Consider the following 22,167-nt stretch of genomic DNA (forward strand, 5'->3'; position numbering starts at 1 on the left):
CCTTAATTGAGGTCTTTTTTCATTATCTACTCTTATCTTACTAAATTAGGGCTTTGGCTTATTACGGCAATTCTTCTTTTGGCAGTGGCCGTACATCGCCAAAGAGTGCTCCTGGAGCTTAAAACCGAGGTTTTTAGCAATATCGCGCTGCCTTTTCTCGATAGCTTCATCCACAAACTCTTCAACATGTCCACAATCGAGGCAGACCAAATGGTCATGGTGCTGACCCTCATTCAGTTCATAAATAGCCCTGCCATCCCCTTTGCTGGACTCAAAATGACTACGGAGCAAGAGACCTGCTTGCTCAAACTGGGTGAGCACCCGATATACCGTGGCTAAGCCAATTTCTTTGTCTTCCTTGGCTAAGGCCATAAAGACGTCTTCGGCGCTAAAGTGCGTGCCACCATTTTGATGAAAAAAGTCTAGGATTTTCATGCGTGGACCGGTTGCCTTCAGGCCAATGTCACGTAAATCTGCTGGAGTCGGATTTTGGTTCATATTCAGGGTTTGGGAGCTAAAATCAATGTCTTAATGATACGGCCTGCCATGCATAATTGCCTTCAACTTTTTACCCGTCTATTGAACTCTATTTTGATGGTTTTTGACCTCGCTCGGACGGGATTAGTCATTGCTGCAGTTAGTGCGGCAATGATTGCTACCGGTTGCACCAGCGCCGTTGATGATACCCAGCGTGCCTGGATGAATAAAGTCTTTAGACCCTATGTTCCTGATGTGGTGCAGGGCAACTTTATTTCGAGTGAGCAATACGCTAAGTTACAAGTTGGTCAGAGTCGTGAGCAAGTACGTCAAATTCTGGGAACGCCTTTACTGGCCAGTTATTTCCATGCTAATCGCTGGGACTACGTTTTTGAATTCAAGCGCGCTGGCCAACAAATGAGTAAAGAGCGTCGCGTTACGGTATTTTTCGAGGGCGATAAGCTGGTCAAGTTTCAAGGTGATGCATTGCCAACCGATGTCGAGTTGGTTGCAGAGATTGATAGCTATGCAAAAACCAAGCGCTCATTCTGGGAGGTCATGACTGGATCGAACAAGCCACCAGTAACTCCACCTTTGCAGCAACCAGAATTGCTGGTTCCCAGCCCAACTAATAATTTACCCGCCGGGGCTACAGTGCCTGCAGCTTCTGCCAGTAGTTCATTTTGGGATTTTTTTAGCTTTTCAAAAAAATCGCCAGATGCGCAGCCGGTACCTCAACAGTTAGGTCCTGGCCCCCTCAACGTTCCACAGGCTAGTGAAGCAAAGTAAAGATAACTGTAGTGTTGATGTCGAGTGAAGTTTTGCGACAACCTTGAATAAGAAACGAAGATACAAATGATGAAAATCGCAATTGCTGGTGCAACCGGCCGTATGGGAAAAATGTTGATCGAGGCTGTGCTCAATTGCACAGATGCCGAGCTTGTTGGTGCGCTGGAGCATGAGTCTTGCCCTTTGCTGGGTGAAGATGCTGGTGCGTTCTTAGGTAAAAAAACTGGCGTAGCCATTACATCGGATATTGCAAAGGCTTTGAGTAGTGCTGAATTTTTGATTGACTTCACTCGTCCCGAAGGCACGATGGCTCACTTAGCCGTGGCGCAAAAGACGGGTAGCAAAATGATTATTGGCACTACCGGTCTGAGCTCAGAACAAATTGACAGCCTGAAGAAAGCTTCCGCTAATCTCGCTCTCGTTTTTGCTCCGAATATGAGTGTGGGCGTTAACGCGACATTCAAGTTGTTAGAGATTGCCGCCAAAATGTTGAATGAAGGTTACGACATTGAAATCGTTGAAGCCCATCACCGTCATAAAGTGGATGCTCCATCTGGTACCGCCCTCAGAATGGGCGAGGTGATTGCGGATGCGCTTGGTGAGAAATTAGACGATGTCGCGGTATATACACGCGAAGGTCATACCGGTGAGCGCAAAGCAGGCTCTATTGGTTTTGCCACTATTCGTGGTGGAGACATTGTGGGTGATCACACTGTTTTATTTGCGGGCGAGGGCGAGCGGATTGAGATTAGTCATAAGTCTTCTAGTCGTCAGTCTTATGCACAAGGTTCTTTGCGCGCTGCACGCTTCTTGCAAGGTCAGGGTTCCGGTCTTTATGACATGCAAGATGTTCTTGGCCTGCGTAAATGAATGTTCAGTAAATCAGAATAGAAGAAAAGAGTTGGATTGAATGAGTAAGGATTACGATCACCGCAGTATTGAAGCTGCAGCACGCGCTGATTGGGATAGTGTGCAAGCCTATAGGGTAGTCGAGAACGCAGTAGATGCCTCCGGCAAGCCAAGACCAAAATACTACGCCTGCTCTATGTTGCCTTACCCATCCGGTAAGTTGCATATGGGGCATGTTCGTAACTACACCATCAATGATGTGATGGCGAGACAGTTGCGCATGCAGGGCTATAACGTACTGATGCCGATGGGCTGGGATGCCTTTGGTATGCCGGCTGAAAATGCAGCGATTCAGAATAAAGTACCACCAGCTAAATGGACCTACGACAACATCGCTTATATGAAAAAGCAAATGGCGGCGATGGGTCTGGCAATTGACTGGTCACGTGAGGTTGCTACTTGTAGCCCCGATTACTATCGCTGGAATCAATGGCTCTTTTTAAAGATGCTTGAAAAGGGTATTGCTTATCGCAAGACTCAAGTCGTGAATTGGGATCCAATCGATCAAACCGTATTGGCAAATGAGCAGGTGATTGATGGGCGTGGATGGCGCTCAGGCGCTTTAGTAGAAAAGCGTGAAATCCCAGGCTATTACTTCAATATCACCGCCTATGCAGAGCAATTACTTTCTGGTTTAGATGATTTAGGTTGGCCTGAGCGCGTCAAGACCATGCAGCAGAATTGGATTGGCAAAAGTCGTGGCGTGCGTTTTGCATTCAAGCATGAGATTGCCGATGCGCATGGTAACTTTGTGCAAGATGGCCAGTTGTATGTATTTACTACCCGTGCTGACACCATTATGGGTGTTACATTCTGTGCCGTTGCAGCAGAGCATCCATTAGCAACATTGGCGTCCGCTAATAATCCTGAGCTAGCTACATTTATCGAAAAATGCAAAACAGGTAGTGTGATTGAGGCTGATCTAGCTACTCAAGAAAAAGAAGGTATGTTCACCGGCTTGTATGTGACGCATCCACTGACTAATGAGCCTGTGCCAGTTTGGGTTGGTAATTATGTCTTGATGTCATATGGCGATGGCGCTGTTATGGGTGTGCCCGCACACGATGAGCGCGACTTTGCATTTGCCCTCAAATATGACTTACCGATTAAGCAAGTGATTGCTTTGCGTACTCCATCAGATATGTTCAACACCAGCCACTGGCAAGATTGGTATGCCCAGAAGGATGATGTCGTTTGCCTTAATAGCGGTAAGTACGATGGACTATCCTATGAAGAGGCAGTTGATGCAGTAGCTCAAGATTTAGAGCAAATGGGTATTGGTGAAATCAAAACTACTTACCGTTTGCGCGATTGGGGTATCTCTCGTCAGCGTTATTGGGGAACACCAATTCCGATTATTCATTGTGGCGATGGGCACAATCCTGGTTGTGGCGCAGTTCCAGTGCCTGAAGCGGATTTGCCGGTGGTGTTGCCCGAAGATTGCGTGCCAGATGGTAGCGGTAACCCACTCAATAAGCGTGCCGACTTCCTCAATGTGAAGTGTCCAAAATGTGGCAAGCCTGCGCGTCGTGAGACTGACACGATGGATACCTTCGTTGACTCGTCTTGGTACTTCATGCGTTACACCGGTCCTGATGCGAAAACCATGGTTGATGAACGTAATGAGTACTGGATGCCAATGGATCAATACATTGGCGGTATTGAGCATGCGATTTTGCATTTACTCTATGCGCGCTTTTGGACTAAGGTCATGCGTGATCTGAATCTCATTACTTTTGATGAGCCCTTCCAAAACTTGCTGACGCAAGGCATGGTTCTCAATGAGACTTATTACTCTGAAGAAGCGTCTGGTAAAAAGACTTGGTTAAACCCTTTGGATGTAGAGCTCGAGCTCGATGATAAAGGTCGTCCTCAAAGTGCCAAACTGAAAGGCGATACTTCTGGCACACCAGTCATTATTGGTGGTGTTGAGAAGATGTCTAAGAGTAAAAACAATGGTGTTGATCCTCAAGCCTTGATTGATCAATACGGCGCGGATACTGCACGCCTCTTTGTGATGTTTGCTGCTCCTCCTGAGCAGCAGCTTGAGTGGTCTAGTGCTGGTGTAGAAGGTGCCTCACGTTTCTTGCGCCGCATGTGGATGTATTCCAGTAGTCAGGCGGATGCAATCCGTGCTGCCGATCCAGTATTACCAAGCGATTTAAATGATGCAGAAAAAGAATTGCGTCGTGAAGTGCATGCCATTCTGAAGCAGGCTAATTTTGACTATCAGCGTCGTCAGTACAACACGGTAGTTTCTGCGGCGATGAAGATGCTCAATGTTTTAGAGCCTGTGAAGCTGGGTGATAAGACTGCGGTACGACCTGCTGTATTGCGTGAGTGTTTAAGCATCTTGATTCGGGTGCTTTACCCAGTAGTGCCTCACTTGACCCATGCTCTCTGGAATGAGATTGGGTGCGATCAATCATTTGGCGCTCTTTTAGATGCGCCATGGCCTGTAGTAGATGAAGCTGCGTTGATTCAAACTGAGCTGACCATCATGCTGCAAATTAATGGCAAGTTGCGTGGCGATATACGAGTGCCTGCGGATGCCACTAAAGAGCAGATTGAGGCCTTGGCATTACAAAGCGAGCCTGCTATGAAAGCATTAAACGGCGCAGCCCCTAAAAAGGTGATTGTGGTGCCAGGTCGCTTAATCAATATTGTTGCTTAGATCGTTGCAAATTACTTTTAATGGAAACTAAATACATGCGAGTAAATCAACTTCGACGTACCATGCTTGGATTTTTGGCCTTGGCTCCAGTCAGTGGTTTGATAGCCTGTGGCTATCGTTTACGTGGCATGGTCGATTTACCATTTAAAGTTATCGCAATTACCGGCAACCCTTCACCACCTTTGCGCGCCGATTTGCAAACCGCAATTCTGACTGGTACAGATGCTAAGGTAGCGATCAATCCTAAGGATGCGGATCTCATTCTGGAAATTACTAGCGATCTGAATGGTCGTGAGATCTTGGCCTATAACTCCAATGGTCAAGTCTCTGCCTATCGCTTGAATATTCGCGTTGGATTTAGAGCGTATGACAATACTGGGGCGGATGTGGTGCCTGAAGCTGAAATCTACATGACGCGAGATATGGACTACTCGGTGTCTACCGTTTTGGCAACCGATGTCCAAATACAGCAATTTTTATCTTTGATGCGCAGAGATCTTGCGGTACAGATTCTGCGTCGTGTTTCTGCATCTGCTCGAGCACCACAGGCTCGAAGATTTTAAAGAATGACGATTAAATCGCATGGTTAAGAGCGATGCCCTACAGGTTCATTTAAAGTCGCTCAATTGTGCGGCTTCACTAAAGCCCCTCTATATATTTAGCGGGGATGAGCCTCTTTTGATGATGGAGGCGATGGACCAATTGCGTGCCATTGCCAGAAAAATGGGTTACACCGATCGTGAAGTCTTATTGCAAGAGCGTGGGTTTGATTGGAGTGCTTTGTTAAGTGCTGGTCAGACCATGTCTTTATTTGGCGATAAGCGTTGGGTTGAGTTGCGCATACCGACAGGAAAGCCGGGTCGTGATGGTGCAGACGCACTCAAGCAATTCTCTGCCCAAATCGAGTCTCAGTCAGTAGGAACTGACGGACCAGACACTATTTTTTGCATCATCCTACCCAAATTGGATGGCAAGACCAAAACCTCTGCTTGGTTTAGTGCATTGGATGAAGCGGGTATGGCGATTCAATTGGATTCTTTGGATCGTACGCAATTGCCGCAGTGGATTGGGGGTCGCCTAAAGAAGCAGGGTCAAGAGGTGCAGTCGGGTCCAGACGGCCAACGCGCCTTAGCCTTTATTGCAGAGCAGGTGGAGGGAAACCTCATTGCCGCCCATCAAGAGATTCAAAAGCTGGGCTTGTTGCATCCCGCTGGTGTTCTTACTGAGGAACAAATTCGGTCAGCCATTTTGAAAGTCGCCCGCTATAACGTCTTTGAATTGACTGAAGCAATGCTAGCTGGTGATCTGCCTCGCCTCAATCGCATGCTAGATGGGCTTAAAGGTGAGGGCGAGCCTTTGGTCTTGATTTTGTGGAGCGTAACTGAAGAGCTTCGGATACTATCGAAACTGAAAGCAGCAAGCGATGCTGGGGAGTCTGTGCAGAGCTTAATGCGCGCTAACCGCATCTGGGGCAATAAAGAGCATTTATATCCTATGGCTTTAAAGCGAGTGCAGCCTTTGAGGTTGCGCAGGGCAATGCAGGTGGCTGCAGGTTTAGATCGTCAAGCTAAGGGATTGCATGCGGCGGAATTACCAGCAGATCCCTGGGATGGCTTGCGTTTGGTGGGTAATTTATTACGCTAGATGAATCTAGGGTGAAGATTAAAACTGAGGCATAACAAAATTAATTTAGACACAACAAAGATATGAGTGACTCAACAAATACTATCCAGCACATAATGCAAGATATTGGCCGACGTGCTCGCCAGGCATCACGCGCAATGGCGCGAGCATCAAGCGAACAGAAAAATCAGGCCCTATTGCATATCGCAAAGTTGGTTCGTGAGCGCTCTGAGGAAATTGTCCGAGTGAATGCGCTCGATGTTGCTCGAGCAAAAACCAATGGTCAAGATGCGGCGTTTATTGATCGCCTCACCATGACGCCAAAGACCATTGAATCTATGGCCTTAGGTTTGGAGCAAATCGTTTCTCTAGCTGATCCAATCGGCAAGATCAGTGCTTTACAAAAGCAAGCATCCGGTATTGAGCTTGGGCAGATGCGAGTGCCTTTGGGCGTGATTGGCATCATTTATGAGTCTCGTCCGAATGTGACGATTGATGCTGCTGCACTGTGCCTCAAATCTGGGAATGCTGTGATTTTGCGCGGAGGTTCAGAGGCGATTGATTCAAACACATTGCTGGCACAGTTCATTCAAGAGGGTTTAGATGCTGCTCACTTGCCAATGGATGCTGTCCAAGTTGTGACAACTACAGATCGTGTTGCTGTTGGCGAAATGATCACCATGACTGAATATATTGATGTGATCGTTCCACGTGGTGGTAAGAGTTTGATTGCCCGTTTGATGGCAGAAGCGCGCGTGCCAATGATCAAGCATTTGGACGGAATCTGCCATACCTATATTGATGCAGAGGCGGATATCGCAATGGCAATCAAGATTTGCGATAACGCGAAGACTCAGCGCTATGCGCCTTGCAATGCAATGGAAACACTCTTAGTCAATAAAACCATTGCACCTCAAGTGTTGCCAGCTCTTTGTAAGATCTACCAAGATAAGGGTGTGGAGTTGCGCGTTGATGGTCAAACCAGAAGCACTCTTGAGGCGGCGGGTTTTAAAGACTTAGTCAATGCCACTGAAGAAGATTGGCAAACAGAATATTTGGCACCAATTTTGTCGATTAAGACTGTTGCGGATATAGATGAGGCAATGAGCCATATTGAGCAATATGGTAGTAAACATACCGATGCCATCATTACCAATAATCAAGCGCAAGCCAATCGTTTCTTGCGTGAAGTCGATAGTGCCAGTGTGATGGTCAATGCTAGCACCCGTTTTGCCGATGGCTTTGAGTATGGCCTGGGTGCTGAGATTGGCATCTCGAATGATAAGCTGCATGCCCGTGGACCTGTAGGGCTAGATGGCCTCACTTCTCTCAAATACATCGTCATGGGTCATGGCGAAATTCGTACTTAAATTCGTACTTAATCTAGCCTCATAACAGAACGGAAATGATTCATCATGGGTAATGCATATTTATGGACCAAGACTTTTCATATTGTCTTGATTGCTTCTTGGTTTGCTGGTTTGTTTTATCTCCCACGTATCTTTGTGAACTTGGCTGATGAAAAAAATCCCGAGGTCTATGCTCGCCTTCTTGGTATGGCTAATCGCTTATTTCGATTTATGACAATATTGGCGGTACCTGCCGTATTGCTTGGCCTTGCTTTGTGGTTGCACTTCAAAATAGGTGCTGGTGAGGTATGGATGAGTGCCAAGATGTTCTTTGTACTTTTAGTGATTGGCTATCACCATGCGTGTTGGGGCTTGCTCAAAAAGTTCCGTAATGGTGTTAATACCCATTCCGGAGTTTGGTATCGTTGGTTTAACGAGGCGCCAGTCCTCCTGCTATTGATTGTGACGGCGTTAGTAGTAATTAAGCCTTGATTTTTTTATTCCCTTTTTTAGATTGCTAGCCTCATGAGATTTTTTGTTGTTTGTCCAGGCGGACTGGAAGTGCCTCTTGCACAAGAGCTAGCAAGTATTGCGCAGCGCCCAGAATGCAAAGCCTTGGGGGCTTGGGTGATTGACCCAACACCTACAAGCCCTACAGGAGGAGTAGGTTTGGCCGCTCCAATATCGGCTGCGATGGCTTTGAACCTGCATTCTCGGATTGCGAGTCGAGTATTGCTACAGATGGCGGAATCGCCATACCGCCAAGAAGAAGATTTATATAAGTTGGCTAGTGGTTTAGCTTGGGAAGAATGGTTTTCCTCTAAGCAAACTCTGCGCGTTGATGTGACTGCCCATCGTTCTCCACTCAAGAGTCTGAACTTTGCAACCTTGAAGATTAAGGATGCAATTGTTGATCGTTTGCGTGATGTCACTGGCGATCGTCCAAGTATTGATACCGCATTTCCGGATGTGCGGGTACAAGCCCATCTGACTGCAACGCATGTCACTATCTATTTGGATACTTCTGGTGAGGCCTTGTTTAAACGTGGCTGGCGTGATGAAAAAGGTGACGCACCTTTAAAAGAAAATCTCGCAGCAGGTATCTTGTCGATTACTGGCTGGAAACCATCGCAAACTTTATTTGATCCGATGTGCGGTAGTGGCACCTTTTTGATTGAGGCCGCTCAAATGGCTTTGGCTATTCCGCCGGGAGCTATTCGGGCGGGGATGTATGGTGATGATGCTAAGCCTAGTCGATTGGCTTATCGCCCATTAGTAACTTCCGCTCATGGGTTTGGGTTTCAGCGACTCAAGCCATTTAATGAGGCTGCTGAACAAAAGCGTTGGGGATCTCTGAAAGAGGCTGCTCAGATCGAGATGATGGATAAGCGCAAACAGTTCCCAGATTCAGAATCTTTACGCATTAGTGGTGGCGATATTAATGAGCGCTTGGTAGCCATGTTTAAAGGTAACTGGCAGCGTGCTCAGTTGCCGGGGTTGCCAGTAACACGTCAAATTGATGCTTTAGCAAGTAGGCCACCAGTACATGCTCAAGATGGTGTGATGCTATTGAACCCGCCTTATGGTGAACGCTTAGTGATCCAGGGTGGACGAGGTCAAGATCGCGCTATGGGTGGCGATACGGAGCGCGACTCTTATGAACAAGCTGAAGAGCCAGAAGATCGCTATGCCTTTAATTTGGAAACAGGCCGTCAGAGTGCTAAACGCTCTAGCCGCGAGTCTCTCAAAAAGTTACAAGCTCTAGAAGAGCAGGATCCTAAGTTTGTCGAGTTCTTAAGGCAGTTTGGCCAGCATCTCAAGGATGCTTTTGGCGGCTGGAATGTCTTTGTATTAACGGCGGATATGGCGTTACCAGGACAGTTGCGTATCAAGGAATCTAAGCGCACCCCTTTATTTAATGGCCCCCTAGAATGTAGATTGTTTAAGTTCGAGATGCATCAAAAACGTGATGCTGCATCCGATTTAAAATAAAAAGATCAATAAGGAAGACGGTAATGGAATTTAAAACATATATGTGCTTAATTTGCGGCTGGGTCTACGATGAAGCTGCTGGTTTACCTGAAGAGGGTATTGCGCCAGGTACGCTTTGGAAAGATGTACCCATGAACTGGACCTGTCCTGAGTGTGGTGCACGCAAAGAAGACTTTGAAATGATGGCGATCTAATAGTTCAATTTCATTAGACAATATTTAAATTCATTAGCTAAATCGGGAAAAGTATCTTGGGAAAAAATGACATCTTATTTGAGCGCGCACAAAAAACAATTCCTGGGGGTGTGAATTCTCCAGTACGTGCCTTTCGTCAGGTAGGCGGTACACCGCGTTTTGTTTCTAAAGCTAAAGGCCCTTATTTCTGGGATGCTGAGGGTACACGCTACATTGATTTGATTATGTCTTGGGGCCCCATGATTGCGGGTCATGCAAATCCAGAAGTGGTTGAAGCAGTCAAGCGAGCTGCGGAAACCAGCTTTAGCTACGGCGCCCCTACCGAAGGTGAAATTGAATTAGCGGAACGTATCTGCCAGTTGGTTCCTAGTATTGAGCAAGTACGGATGGTATCGAGTGGAACCGAAGCCACTATGAGTGCGCTGCGTCTTGCACGTGGCTATACGGGTCGCGATCTCATCATTAAGTTTGAGGGTTGCTATCACGGTCATGCTGATAGCTTGCTCGTGAAAGCAGGCTCTGGCCTCTTGACCTTTGCAGATTCAACTCAAAATGCACCTTCTTCTGGCGGTGTGCCACATGATCTAGTGAAACATACTTTGGTATTGCCATATAACGATGTGGCAGCACTAAAAGAAGTATTTAATAAGCAGGGCGATCAGGTGGCTGCGGTGATTATTGAGCCGTTTGCTGGCAATATGAATCTCATAAAGCCATCAACAGAATTTCTATCGACATTGCGTCAGTTGACGAGCCAGTATGGCAGTGTATTAATTTATGACGAGGTCATGACGGGCTTTCGAGTTGCTTTAGGTGGCGCCCAATCTCTACAGAGTATTACTCCCGATCTCACATGTCTTGGTAAGGTCATGGGCGGTGGCATGCCGATGGCTGCTTTCGGCGGTAAAAAAGAAATCATGTCTAAATTAGCTCCGCTAGGTAACGTTTATCAGGCGGGTACCTTATCAGGTAATCCGGTGGCTGTAGCTGCAGGCTTAAAGACCCTAGAGATTATTTCTAGAGAAGGTTTTTATGATTGCCTTACAGGTCAAACTGAAAAGCTCATGTCTGGTTTAAAACTTGCTGCGGATGAAGCAGGCGTCCCTTTTGCGGTTGATAGCGTGGGCGGTATGTTTGGCTTTTACTTTGCCAATGAAGTCCCAACTTCTTTTGAGGCAGTCACTAAAACCGATATCGAGGCGTTTAAGAAATTCTTTCACTTGATGCTGGATCAAGGCGTGTATTTAGCGCCATCTGCGTATGAAGCTGGATTTACTTCTATTACTCATGACAATGGCATTCTTGATGAGATTATTGCTGCAGCTAAAGCTTCTTTTCAAAAGCTCTGAGCCCTACCAACCTCAGTCTTGTGAGCTCTATAAAATACATACCGGCCATTGATGGCTTAAGAGCAATTGCGGTTTTATCTGTCATCCTCTTTCATGCATTTCCACAGTTTGTTCCTGGAGGATATATCGGTGTTGATATCTTTTTTGTAATTTCTGGATATCTCATTACCAATATTATTTTTACGCAAGCTAGCAATGGAAGATTTTCATTTAAAGATTTTTATGCACGACGTATTCGTCGAATTTTCCCCGCCTTAATCGTTGTTTTAATCGTAGCTTACGCATTAGGTTGGTTTGTAATGCTGGCCGATGAATTTAAGCAGCTCGGTAAGCATATTGGTGCTGGTGCGGGATTTATTGCGAACTGGGCATACTGGCTAGAGAGTGGCTACTTTGATGAGCTCCATGAACTGAAGCCCCTACTAAATCTCTGGTCTCTAGGGGTAGAAGAGCAGTTCTATATTTTTTGGCCATGCATCATTTTATTTCTCTTAAAGTTTAAGCAGAATTTACGCGGCGCTTTATTTTTACTTGTCGGCACATCATTTCTAATTAATATTTTGTTGATTAAAGATCATCAGTCGGCCACATTCTATTTGCCCTTTAGCCGCTTTTGGGAGTTGGGATTGGGTGGAATTTTAGCGCTTGAAAAAGATGCTATCAATAAGTGGAATATAAACTCGTTAAGCATTTTTATTATTGGTGCCGTAGCAATTTGTGTTCCCATGTTTTTTCTATCCCCTCAGTCTTTATTCCCGGGATGGGCTGCACTAACTCCAGTGCTGGGAACTGCTTTTATCTTAAGCAGCATCCATCGCGGTGGTTTTGGTAATAGTCTTCTCTCGAATAAGGTGCTCGTTTATTTGGGGTTGATTAGCTACCCTTTATATCTCTGGCATTGGCCAGTGTTCAGTTTTTCAAGATTAATGAAGGGTGCACCTCTTTCATTATTGGAAAGCGCTGCTTTATTGCTTACCAGCGTTTTCTTGGCTTTCCTAACCTATTTCTTACTTGAAAAACGAGTGCGCCATCAAGGCGTCAAGACGGTTGTTGTTCTTTGCGTATTGTTGGGTGCAATCGGTTTTCAGGGGTGGAATACTTTTGCTCGGGGTGGATTGGAATATCGCTTGAGAAAAACCATTCAAATTCCTGCGGAGCAGAAGAGAGATTTTATCAAGTGGGAAGATAAGGGGATGCTACCTAAGGGCGATTGTGATCCCGGATTCATTTATCCAGAGGCTCATGTCTGTGCACAAAGCAATTGGGAGAAGGGTGCTGATATTGTGGTTGTGGGAGATAGCCATGCTTTTAGTGCCTACTGGGGCATTGCTAAGGCCTATGAAAATAATCATGTCGTTAAATTATTAGGGCAGGGCGGGTGCATACCATTTCTTGAAGGAGGCTCATTTGGCATCTACTCTAGCTGTACTGAAAATATCAATGCTCAGCTCGCGTGGATTGCAAATAATTCAGATGTGAAAACGGTATTTATCATTCATCGTAATCGCATCTTGTCCTCGGATGATCAGCGGTCGCAGCTTATGGCTTCAACAAAAAAGACTTTTGATCTTTTGCTGGGCAGTGGGAAGCGGGTAATTTATGTGTATTCCGTGCCTGAATTAGATTTTGAGCCACGACTATGTGTGGGGGAGCTCCCACTTGGAAGAAAAAATCCAGTGGATTCCTGTAACTACCCTTTAGCAAGAGAATTAGATCGTTACTCTAACTACAGAAAAACTGTCAAAGAGGTATTGAGTCAATATCCTAGTATTAGCACTTTTGATCCCTCTGATGTTTTGTGTAAGGATGGGATTTGTAAGGCTGTTATTGAAGATCGTGTAATGTATACCGATTCCAATCACTTGTCTGAATCTGGATCAAGCTTGCAGGGTGCTGCAATAAAAAAACAACTCCCCTTACGCTAGATACCTGACTTACATCCGAAGGGGGTGATCGTAGCCGGCCACCTGAATGATCTCAAGCTGTGTATTGTTTTTCCCGGATATCGGAATTTCCATCGCCGTGAGCTTGCCTCCCCAAACACAGCCGGTATCTAACCCAATCACATTCTCTTCTCGAAGTAACCCAAGGGTGGACCAGTGCCCAAAGTAAATGAGGGAATCTTGCGTTTTTCGTTTGGGAGTTTTGAACCAAGGGACATAGCCTTTGGGACCATCTTCAAAACCTTCTTTACTTTCAAACTCCATCATGCCTGTTGGAGTACAAAAACGAATACGGGTTAGTGCATTGGTAATGACACGTAAACGCTCATAGCCCTTAAGCGCATTGCTCCACTTGTTCGGGGTATTGCCATACATATTCGCTAAAAAATCTTTATAGGATTTTTTGCGAAGTGCTTTTTCTACTTCTTGCGCACATTCAATTGTTTGCTGAAGATCCCATTGGGGTAGAACTCCCGCATGAACAGTGAGCACTTTTCCATTGCTCAGAGCCATTGGCCTATGGCGCAGCCAATTTATTAATTCGGCTCTATCAGGCGCATCTAGAATGGGTTGTACGGTATCCAGCCCTTTAGTTTTTCGGATGCCGGCATCTACTGCAAGTAAATGCAGGTCGTGATTTCCGAGAATGCATTCAATACGTTTTTCTTCTTGTAATTGCTTGAGGTATCGCAAGGTACCTAAAGAGTCTGGACCACGATTGACAAGGTCGCCCAAAAAAATCATCTTTGACTTAGTGGGGAGTTTTTTGACGAGCATCTTCAGAGATGGCGCGCACCCTTGAATATCTCCTATGGCATAGATCTTGCTCATACTCTATCTTAAATCGGAAAGTGTTAGAGCCTTCAACAAGTTAATCAGGTGAAGTTTCTGGACTGACCTTTTTGACGACGCTATAACGCACTAAGGTCTTTTTGCGTGCTTCATCATGATTAACAACCGGCAGGGGATAGTCTCGTCCTAAAAGAATGCCAGCCGCTTCTAACTCAATATGTCCAGCCTCCCAAGGCGCATGAATGGATTTCTTGGAAAGCTTGTCTAGTTGAGGCAAGTAGCGGCGGATAAATTTTCCCTCGGGATCAAACTTCTGGGATTGGGTAATGGGGTTAAAGATGCGGAAGTAGGGCTGGGCATCGCATCCCGAAGAAGATGCCCATTGCCATCCACCATTATTGGAGGACAGTTCAAAGTCATTGAGGTGTTTTGCAAAATACATTTCACCCCAGCGCCAATCAATTCCCAAATCCTTAGTAAGAAAGCTGGCAACCACCATACGTAGGCGGTTATGCATATAGCCACTTTGGTTGAGTTGGCACATAGCGGCATCTACTAATGGATAACCTGTTTTGCCATCACACCAAGCTTTAAATAACTTCTTAGCAGTAGCACCACTTTCCCATTCGATATTGTCGTAGTCTGGTTTGAAGGCTGCACCCTCAGCAAGGCGTGGGTGATTAGCCAAAATCATGAAATAAAAATCACGCCAGATCAGTTCGCTTAACCAGATTGTTGCACCCATACTGCCAGCAAGCATGCGGCGATGAGCCTCCCGTACCAAGCCTCGAATAGAGAGCATGCCAAAGCGTAGGTGTGTGGAGAGATAGCTCACACCTTTAATGGCAGGGAAGTCTCGGCCGATTTGGTACTGATCGATGCGGCGAAGGAAGTCTTCCAAGAAGCTCTGAGCACCCTCAGATCCTGGTGGAAGATAGGCTTCAATCCCAGTCGGGCTAAAGCCCATGGATTCTAGGGATAGGAAGGGCGTTTCTAATGATTTGGGGATGGCAGCTAACTGACCCTTTTTGGGATCGCAATCATAAGCAGCAATATCTTTTTCTTGTAGCGTCTTGAGCCAATTATTTTTATAGGGCGTAAAGATGGAGAACACCGTATTGGAATTGGTGAGAATTTCTTTCTTTTCAAAGATCACTTGATCTTTGAAGGTCTCCAATTCAATACCAAGTTTCTCTAGTGATCTTGCTACAGATTCATCGCGGGCAATTGCCGATGGTTCATAGTCATGATTGGTGTAAACGCTATTGACACCCAAAGTCTCAGCAATCTTCGGAATACACGTTGTGGGCTTGCCAAACTGAACAATCAGTCCGCTACCTTGCTTACGTAATTGTGCGTCGATTTGCTTTAGGCCTTGCCATATAAAGTCTACACGGCGATCATGTTTGAGGCCGCTTGTATCTAGATCCTTGACTTTCAGTGGATCCAGAATATCGGTATCGAAGATAAACGCTAGCCAAACTTGATCATTATTTTTTAGAGCGTGATGAAGCGCGGCATTGTCATATAGGCGTAAATCACGACGGAGCCAAACGAGAGCTTTGTTCATAGCCCATATATTAGGGCTAATTAGATCAACTCGCTTGGCGTGCGAGTAATATCCTGTTTATTAATGGATTACTAATTTATGGACACCTTATTTTTTGTTTTCTCTAAGATTGTGCAGTTTTGTATAGAGCCTCTGAACTGGGTAATTGTTTTTGTAGTTCTCAGTTTGTTATTGTTGAGTCTTAGAAAACCGCATCTATGCAAACGATTCTTGCTTTTAGCTTTGGCAGACTTGCTGCTGGTTGGATGGTTGCCTACTTCCGGGGTCTTTTTAAGATCTCTTGAAGATGCCATACCCAAGATTCAAGCTGCGCAGATGTCAGAGGCGGACTTTGGTGGGATCATTATTTTGGGCGGTGCGATTGAGGGTGGTGAAATTGCCCTGGATCGAGGTGAGATCTCTATTGGATCTGCTGCTGAGCGGGTTACCAAAGCCTTTGAATTGATTCGGAAGTACCCCGATCTACCCTTCATCTTTAGTGGCTTCTCTGGTCGCCTATCGCCCGTTGGGTTGTCTGAGGCGGATGCCTTTAAGCAATTGGTTGCTGAGCAGAGTTTGCCAGACAAAAATGCCCATTATGAAAATAAATCCCGCAATACTTACGAAAATGTCGTATTGATGAAGCCCATGATCTTGAAATTGGGGGCTAAAAGCGCCAAAGAGGCTGATGCACCCCCAAAACCTTGGCTGCTAATTACTTCGGCGTCACACATGTACCGATCAGTAAAGATTTTTCAAAAACAAGGGATTGCGGTCATTCCCGTTCCAGTGGATTACCAAACGGGGAATCGATTGCATTGGGGCTCTTTTGATCTGATGGGGGGTGCCAAGCAGTGGAATAACCTCCTGCATGAGATGGTAGGTCTTCTAGCCTACTGGATTACCGGAAAGATCTAGCTAGGGCAGAGAATTCGGTAAAATAGATTCACATGAACACGGCTAAAAAAGCCCCCGTGGGTCAAGCTGCAACACCCACCCAGACTTCCCAAGCTTCTGCTTCTGGATCTTCAATTGCTTATTCTGCTGATCATCTAGCAAACCAATTCCTGATTGCTATGCCTGGGATGGTCGATCCCAATTTTGCAGGTTCAGTGATCTACCTTTTTGAGCATACCGAACGGGGTGCGATGGGCTTGGTAATCAATCGCCCGACCGAACTCGATATGGGTGCCTTATTTGAAAAAATTGAGGTCAAGTTGGAGGCTGAGCCAGTATCTGAACAACCGGTCTATTTTGGTGGTCCGGTGCAAATTGAGCGTGGTTTTGTCTTGCACGAACCCACTACAGAGGTGGCTTACAGCTCTTCCTTGGCCGTTCCAGGTGGTTTGACCATGACGACATCTAAGGATGTGCTTGAGGCAGTGGCAATAGGTTCTGGACCCAGTAAGTTCTTAATGACTTTAGGTTATGCGGGTTGGAGTGCAGGTCAGCTCGAAGAGGAAATTACCCTTAATGGTTGGATCAATGTTCCCTTATCCCAGAATCAAATGATTGAGATTATTTTTAATACTCCCTCTAGTCAGCGCTATGAGCGGACGATGGGTCTTTTGGGGTTTGATCCATCCCATCTATCTGGCGAGGCAGGGCATGCCTGAGGGCATTCAGAAGGGCGTAGAGTTGACAGTCATGGCCTTTGACTTTGGGACACGGCGTATTGGTGTAGCCGTCGGAAATACCCTCACTTGCCTAGGCCAGCCAATTAAAACGATCGCAGAGTCATCTAGTGAAGCTGCATTCAGAGTCATTGAGGGGCTTTTGAAGGAATGGCAGCCCAATCGCCTAGTAGTCGGATTACCTTGCCATCCCGACGGGGCCGAGCATGAAATGAGCGCCAAGGCCCGCCGCTTTGGCAATCAGTTGCATGGACGCTTTCATTTGCCGGTGGAGTGGGTTGATGAGCGCTATACCTCGGCTGTTTTAGAGGGAGATCCAGACATGCGAGACAATTTGGATGCGCAGTCTGCGGCCTTAATTTTGGAGCAGTATTTTCTTGAAAAGAATTGGATCAGTTGAGATGAATGCAGAGCAGTCCTATCTGAAATTACTAGAGACTTTGAGTCAGCGCAAAAAGGCTGATGATTCATTTGAGTTAGCTGGTCTTGCAATGGGCGGGGCTTGGATTGCAGAGCGTTTGGCTACGGATTTAAATCTTCCCCACTTTGGCGTAATTAATGTGGCGTTTCATCGGGATGACTATGCTGAGAAAGGTATGACAGCGCTTCGTACCGCCAGCACAATGTCTACCCATCTTCCTTTTGAGGTGAATGGCGCAAACGTGATTTTGATTGATGATGTTTTGCTCACTGGCCGTACAGTTCGTGCGGCGCTCAATGAGTTATTTGATTTTGGTAGACCTGCGCAAGTGGAGTTGATGGTTTTAGCAGATCGTGAGAACCGTGAGTTACCGATCTCAGCGGATTTTGTGGGGGAGCAAGTGAGCGTGCCAGAGAATCAAATTCTAGTTTTAGAAAAAGATAATGCTGGCAAGTTCAGCTTCCAATTAGAGGAGCGCGCAGCATGAGTGGAGTGAACGGCTTGGTAAGCGCCCCAGTTAATCAATTTAATGCTGCCGGTGAGTTAACTCACTTGCTAACTTTAGAGGGTTTACCAAAAGAGCAAATCCTCCACATCCTCGACACCGCCCAACAGTTTGTCAGTGTGACGGACCCTGCGAGAGAAGTGAAAAAAGTACCACTCCTTCGTGGCAAGAGCGTCTTCAATTTATTCTTTGAAAACTCCACCCGCACTCGAACTACCTTTGAGATTGCTGCTAAACGTTTATCGGCGGATGTTATTAATTTAGATATCTCCACATCTTCAACTGCCAAAGGCGAAAGTCTTTTAGATACGATTGATAACTTAGTAGCTATGCAGGCAGATATTTTTGTAGTGCGCCATGGTGTTTCGAGAGCGCCCATTGAAATTGCACAACACGTGCCTGCGCACGTGCATGTAGTGAATGCCGGTGATGGTAGTCATCAGCATCCGACTCAAGGCTTGCTAGATATGTATACGATGCGTCACTTCAAGAAAGACTTTAGTGGTCTCAAAGTAGCTATCGTTGGAGATATTGTGCACAGCCGTGTTGCCAAATCCAATATCTGCGCTTTGAGAATATTAGGTTGCACAGACATTCGTGCCATTGGCCCTGAGAGTCTTTTGCCAAGCGATTTAGATATGCTGGGAGTAAAGGTTTTCCACAGCATGGAAGAGGGTTTAAAAGGCGTTGATGTCGTCATGACATTGCGCATTCAGAAAGAGCGCATGGAGGCAGGTCAAGTCCCAGAAGGAGATGCTTTCTTCAAGCAGTATGGTTTAACCTCAACACGCTTAGCTTTAGCAAAACCTGATGCTATTGTGATGCACCCAGGCCCTATGAACCGTGGCGTAGAAATTGATTCCGCTGTAGCAGATGGACCTCAGTCAGTCATTCTCAATCAGGTTACCTTTGGTATTGCGGTACGTATGGCGGTGATGTCAATCGTTGCTGGTAATTAGTCTTTATTTCGAACAATTGCACTAATGCAAAAAAAGAACTGGCTAATCCTGTCGCATGGTTTCAATATGGATGGTCGGGCATCTAGCCTCACCATCACTGATAAGATTCCCTATCTATTAGACGCCGGCATCAAACCGCATGTCTTTAGTGCAATTACGGGCATTAAAGATGCTCGCTTTCCACACCAGCAATTTTTAGCTTGGGGTCCGGCAGCTTTTCGTTTCGACTTTCGTCATTGGATTGCCAATCAATATGGTCGTGGACTTTTTTATAAGGTTTCCACCGGCTTAGTCTCCTTGTTGCTTGCCCCGTTCATCGCTCTGGAGAAATGCTTTCTGGGTTACTCTAGTCAGTGGTCTTGGGCCATGCCAGCTTATGTCCATGGCTTGAAGTTGATCCGTGATGGTAAGGTGGATTTGATTTACTCCACTGGTGGCGCTTGGTCTGCACACTTAGCGGGTTTATGGCTTAAGAAAAAAACTGGATTGCCTTGGATAGTGGAGATTCATGATCCTTTGGTTATTCGCAAGGATCCTAATGATCCAGGTTTGGATAAGCCCAAAAATCGTGATGCGCAATTTCGTCAATATCTTGAAAAGCAAATTTGCAAATATGCAGATTTAGCTTGGTGGTTTACAGATGGAGCTTTGCATTACGCAAAGATTCGCAATACTAATCTCAACACCCCAAAGAATGCCCATGGTTTTATGCTGCTCCCAGGTGCAGAGCCGCCAGGAGGATTAAGTGAGTCTAAGATGCATCAGTATTCAGATCATCTCAATTTATGCCACTTTGGGTCATTAGCAAATGATCGATCTCTTTCAACTATCCTAAAAGCACTTGTCCCATTGTTCGAGAAATTTCCTGAGGCTAAGAAGCATATTCAGGTTCATGCTTATGGAGCACCTTTAGACCCATTAACGATAGAAGTGGTTAAAAATTTCCAATTGGAAGGCGCATTATTGGCACATGGTCGATTGGAGAAGGATCCAGTAAGCGGTAAATCTGGCAGAGAGCGTGTAGTAGAAAAGATGCAATCTGCGGACGTCTTGGTTCTTTTGCATGGCAACGATGAGTGGTGCGCTGAATATATCCCTTCAAAACTATATGATTATCTGTGGACTGGTCGTCCGATTTGGGGAATTACCCATCGCAATCCACAGCTAGATCAAATGCTACTCAACAGGTCTGCTTATTTAAGCCCACAGAACGATCCTGAGGCTGTTGAACTTGCCTTGGAACGGATTTGGTTAGATTGGAAAAGTCAACAATTGATCGAGCCTCAGTGGTTACCAGTGGGTGTTGGACAAGCTGCATATAGAATACTTTCAGAAGTCGATAAACTTAGTGAAAGAAGCGCTTGAAAGATCTAGTTCTCTATTGCAAATCCTATCGTCGAGATTTTCTTCGGCTAAGACGTTTGCTAATTTCGATTAATCAATATAACGTTGATCAAATCCCTTTTTATATTTCCACTCCAGCAGATCAGCATCAAGATTTAATTTTAGTCTTGGATGGTCTAGATGGTTTTGAGTGGGTGTCTGATGAATCTATCATCGCTGCAAATCCTCGTGTTCCAGTTGGTATTGAAAAAACAAGATCTGGTGGTCTAAGTCAGCAGGCTATTAAGTCCGAGTTTTGGCGTCTAAGGCTTGCCGAGAATTATGTCTGTTTTGATTCTGACTGCGTCTTCATTCAAGATTTCAGAAAGTCTGATTTTCTGAGTTCAGATGGAAATCCCTATACCGTTATCTATCAGAATAAAGAGTTTTATCAGCTCTCCATCAATCGTGGGCAAGATCAGGTTGAATCTAATCTTCGCCAAGAGGGTGATCGGGTTAAAGCATTATTTTCGAGGGCCGGTCCAAATTACTATTGCCCATGCCCTCCATTTATTTGGTCTGCCAAAGTTTGGGAATCGCTGGATTCCCAATACCTGCAACCCAAAGGACTTACTTTTTGGGATGTTTCTAGTGATGACCATCCAGAAACTTTGCTTTATTTAGAGGCTTTATTAAATTACCGAGCGATACCTTTGCATCCCAGGGAGCAGCTCTTCAGAATTTATTACTACGATTGGCAATACTATCTTCTGCGCAGAATGGGTGAAACAGAAAATAAGTTAAAGTCGAATTATTTAGGTGTGATTTACCAATCTAATTGGGACTCAGGGATGGATTTTGGCGCTGCCTCCAAATCCCTTGGTTCACGCATGCTCCGCCGCTTAAAGCGGTTTGGGCGATATCTCCAAAGTTATCTCTAAGTCAATTATGGAAAATATACTCCCAATCCAGATTTTTGTAATTTCACTTGAGCGCTCAGTGGATAGACGAAAAAGAGTGGAGGAGCAACTCAATAAAACTAATATTCAGTGGAATTTTTTAGACGCTGTTGATGGCTATGCACTTCCACAGATGCCGTCAAGTTATCAGAAATTAAAGGTTAAAAGATTGCAGGGGTATGAATTAACCCCCGGTGAGATTGGATGCTTCTTATCTCATATCAAAGCATGGGAGCTTTGCCTCAAAAATAATATGACTACTCTAGTATTTGAGGATGATTTTCTTGTCGGCGAGAATCTTGAAGTGGTCATCGAGGATTTGTTGAGTATTGCCGATCACTGGAGCTTGGTGAGGCTGTCAGGCATATATGAAACCAAGCACCAAATTTTAATAAACAGACCAAGCTACGGGCTTGTTAAAAATCTCGGCGAACCATGTGGAACTGCTGCATACATGATTCAACCGGCAGCTGCCAAAATTCTTTTACAGAGTGCTGCTGATATTTATGAGCCAGTTGATCATTTTCTAGAGCATTATTCAAAGCATGGACTACATTGTTTGGCAGCAAAGCCTTATCCAATAGGATTGGCGCATACAAAATCGACAATTACCGATCGTCCCGGAAGGTTGCCAGTCAAAGGGTTGAGAAAGACAATCCGCTCAATTTATCGCTTCATTGATAGGCAAATAAGCCCATCTCCCTGGTTCCCCAAGACTTAGTTAGA

The 22,167-nt window shown here is 45.5% G+C and carries 22 protein-coding genes; 19 read left to right on the forward strand and 3 right to left on the reverse strand.

What is annotated here, in order from left to right; translation table 11 throughout:
• Window positions 1–45: 45 nt before the first annotated feature.
• On the reverse strand, window positions 46–498 hold the full coding sequence (gene fur, locus FD967_RS01195) for a ferric iron uptake transcriptional regulator (RefSeq protein ID WP_215326268.1): 453 nt from the start codon (window positions 496–498) through the stop codon (window positions 46–48).
• A 48-nt stretch (window positions 499–546) separates the two neighbouring features.
• Between fur and FD967_RS01200 the strand changes: the two genes are divergently transcribed.
• From FD967_RS01200 to FD967_RS01250, 11 genes are all read left to right on the forward strand, one after another.
• Window positions 547–1,266, forward strand: a complete 720-nt coding sequence (locus FD967_RS01200; protein ID WP_251369061.1) for an outer membrane protein assembly factor BamE — start codon at window positions 547–549, stop codon at window positions 1,264–1,266.
• 69 nt (window positions 1,267–1,335) lie between these two features.
• Window positions 1,336–2,136, forward strand: coding sequence for a 4-hydroxy-tetrahydrodipicolinate reductase (gene dapB, locus FD967_RS01205; RefSeq protein WP_215327123.1), 801 nt, complete (start codon window positions 1,336–1,338; stop codon window positions 2,134–2,136).
• A gap of 40 nt (window positions 2,137–2,176) precedes the next feature.
• Window positions 2,177–4,849 carry a leucine--tRNA ligase gene (gene leuS, locus FD967_RS01210; protein ID WP_215326269.1) on the forward strand — a complete coding sequence of 891 codons (2,673 nt, stop codon included), beginning with the start codon at window positions 2,177–2,179 and terminating at the stop codon, window positions 4,847–4,849.
• A gap of 35 nt (window positions 4,850–4,884) precedes the next feature.
• Window positions 4,885–5,412, forward strand: coding sequence for an LPS assembly lipoprotein LptE (lptE, locus tag FD967_RS01215; protein WP_215326271.1), 528 nt, complete (start codon window positions 4,885–4,887; stop codon window positions 5,410–5,412).
• Window positions 5,413–5,431: 19 nt separating this feature from the next.
• Entirely contained in the window at window positions 5,432–6,493 is a 1,062-nt protein-coding gene (gene holA, locus FD967_RS01220) for a DNA polymerase III subunit delta (protein WP_215326272.1), read from the forward strand.
• 62 nt (window positions 6,494–6,555) lie between these two features.
• Window positions 6,556–7,842, forward strand: a complete 1,287-nt coding sequence (locus FD967_RS01225) for a glutamate-5-semialdehyde dehydrogenase (RefSeq protein ID WP_215326273.1) — start codon at window positions 6,556–6,558, stop codon at window positions 7,840–7,842.
• A gap of 45 nt (window positions 7,843–7,887) precedes the next feature.
• Complete coding sequence (locus FD967_RS01230; RefSeq protein WP_215326274.1) at window positions 7,888–8,313, forward strand: CopD family protein; 426 nt, start codon at window positions 7,888–7,890, stop codon at window positions 8,311–8,313.
• A gap of 33 nt (window positions 8,314–8,346) precedes the next feature.
• Window positions 8,347–9,813, forward strand: coding sequence for a class I SAM-dependent RNA methyltransferase (locus tag FD967_RS01235; protein ID WP_215326275.1), 1,467 nt, complete (start codon window positions 8,347–8,349; stop codon window positions 9,811–9,813).
• 23 nt (window positions 9,814–9,836) lie between these two features.
• Window positions 9,837–10,007, forward strand: coding sequence for a rubredoxin (locus FD967_RS01240; RefSeq protein ID WP_011902084.1), 171 nt, complete (start codon window positions 9,837–9,839; stop codon window positions 10,005–10,007).
• Window positions 10,008–10,063: 56 nt separating this feature from the next.
• Window positions 10,064–11,356 carry a glutamate-1-semialdehyde 2,1-aminomutase gene (hemL, locus tag FD967_RS01245; protein ID WP_215326277.1) on the forward strand — a complete coding sequence of 431 codons (1,293 nt, stop codon included), beginning with the start codon at window positions 10,064–10,066 and terminating at the stop codon, window positions 11,354–11,356.
• A gap of 20 nt (window positions 11,357–11,376) precedes the next feature.
• Window positions 11,377–13,281: an acyltransferase family protein gene (locus FD967_RS01250; RefSeq protein ID WP_215326278.1), complete on the forward strand. Its 1,905-nt coding sequence runs from the start codon at window positions 11,377–11,379 to the stop codon at window positions 13,279–13,281.
• A 9-nt stretch (window positions 13,282–13,290) separates the two neighbouring features.
• Here the strand turns inward: FD967_RS01250 and FD967_RS01255 are convergent, their stop codons facing one another.
• Both FD967_RS01255 and FD967_RS01260 read right to left on the reverse strand, forming a co-directional pair.
• On the reverse strand, window positions 13,291–14,130 hold the full coding sequence (locus FD967_RS01255) for a symmetrical bis(5'-nucleosyl)-tetraphosphatase (protein WP_215326279.1): 840 nt from the start codon (window positions 14,128–14,130) through the stop codon (window positions 13,291–13,293).
• Window positions 14,131–14,170: 40 nt separating this feature from the next.
• Window positions 14,171–15,661, reverse strand: coding sequence for a deoxyribodipyrimidine photo-lyase (locus tag FD967_RS01260; RefSeq protein WP_215326280.1), 1,491 nt, complete (start codon window positions 15,659–15,661; stop codon window positions 14,171–14,173).
• Window positions 15,662–15,739: 78 nt separating this feature from the next.
• Between FD967_RS01260 and FD967_RS01265 the strand changes: the two genes are divergently transcribed.
• From FD967_RS01265 to FD967_RS01300, 8 genes are all read left to right on the forward strand, one after another.
• Window positions 15,740–16,558: a YdcF family protein gene (locus FD967_RS01265; RefSeq protein WP_215326281.1), complete on the forward strand. Its 819-nt coding sequence runs from the start codon at window positions 15,740–15,742 to the stop codon at window positions 16,556–16,558.
• A gap of 113 nt (window positions 16,559–16,671) precedes the next feature.
• Window positions 16,672–17,256: a YqgE/AlgH family protein gene (locus FD967_RS01270; protein WP_215327124.1), complete on the forward strand. Its 585-nt coding sequence runs from the start codon at window positions 16,672–16,674 to the stop codon at window positions 17,254–17,256.
• Window positions 17,249–17,674, forward strand: coding sequence for a Holliday junction resolvase RuvX (gene ruvX / locus FD967_RS01275; RefSeq protein ID WP_215326282.1), 426 nt, complete (start codon window positions 17,249–17,251; stop codon window positions 17,672–17,674). Before FD967_RS01270 ends, ruvX begins: the two co-directional genes overlap by 8 nt.
• Window position 17,675: 1 nt before the next feature.
• Complete coding sequence (gene pyrR / locus FD967_RS01280; protein ID WP_215327126.1) at window positions 17,676–18,182, forward strand: bifunctional pyr operon transcriptional regulator/uracil phosphoribosyltransferase PyrR; 507 nt, start codon at window positions 17,676–17,678, stop codon at window positions 18,180–18,182.
• On the forward strand, window positions 18,179–19,159 hold the full coding sequence (locus FD967_RS01285) for an aspartate carbamoyltransferase catalytic subunit (RefSeq protein ID WP_215326283.1): 981 nt from the start codon (window positions 18,179–18,181) through the stop codon (window positions 19,157–19,159). Before pyrR ends, FD967_RS01285 begins: the two co-directional genes overlap by 4 nt.
• A 24-nt stretch (window positions 19,160–19,183) precedes the next feature.
• Complete coding sequence (locus FD967_RS01290) at window positions 19,184–20,524, forward strand: hypothetical protein (RefSeq protein WP_215326285.1); 1,341 nt, start codon at window positions 19,184–19,186, stop codon at window positions 20,522–20,524.
• A complete protein-coding gene (locus FD967_RS01295) occupies window positions 20,521–21,423 on the forward strand; it encodes a hypothetical protein (protein WP_215326286.1) in 903 nt (300 codons plus the stop codon). The genes FD967_RS01290 and FD967_RS01295 overlap by 4 nt, the downstream gene beginning before the upstream one ends.
• The gene (locus FD967_RS01300) at window positions 21,395–22,162 is read left to right on the forward strand and encodes a glycosyltransferase family 25 protein (RefSeq protein WP_215326287.1); all 768 of its coding nucleotides are present in this window, start codon (window positions 21,395–21,397) and stop codon (window positions 22,160–22,162) included. The genes FD967_RS01295 and FD967_RS01300 overlap by 29 nt, the downstream gene beginning before the upstream one ends.
• Window positions 22,163–22,167: the final 5 nt, after the last annotated feature.

This window comes from Polynucleobacter sp. JS-Mosq-20-D10 (genome assembly GCF_018687755.1).
Lineage (GTDB): Bacteria > Pseudomonadota > Gammaproteobacteria > Burkholderiales > Burkholderiaceae > Polynucleobacter.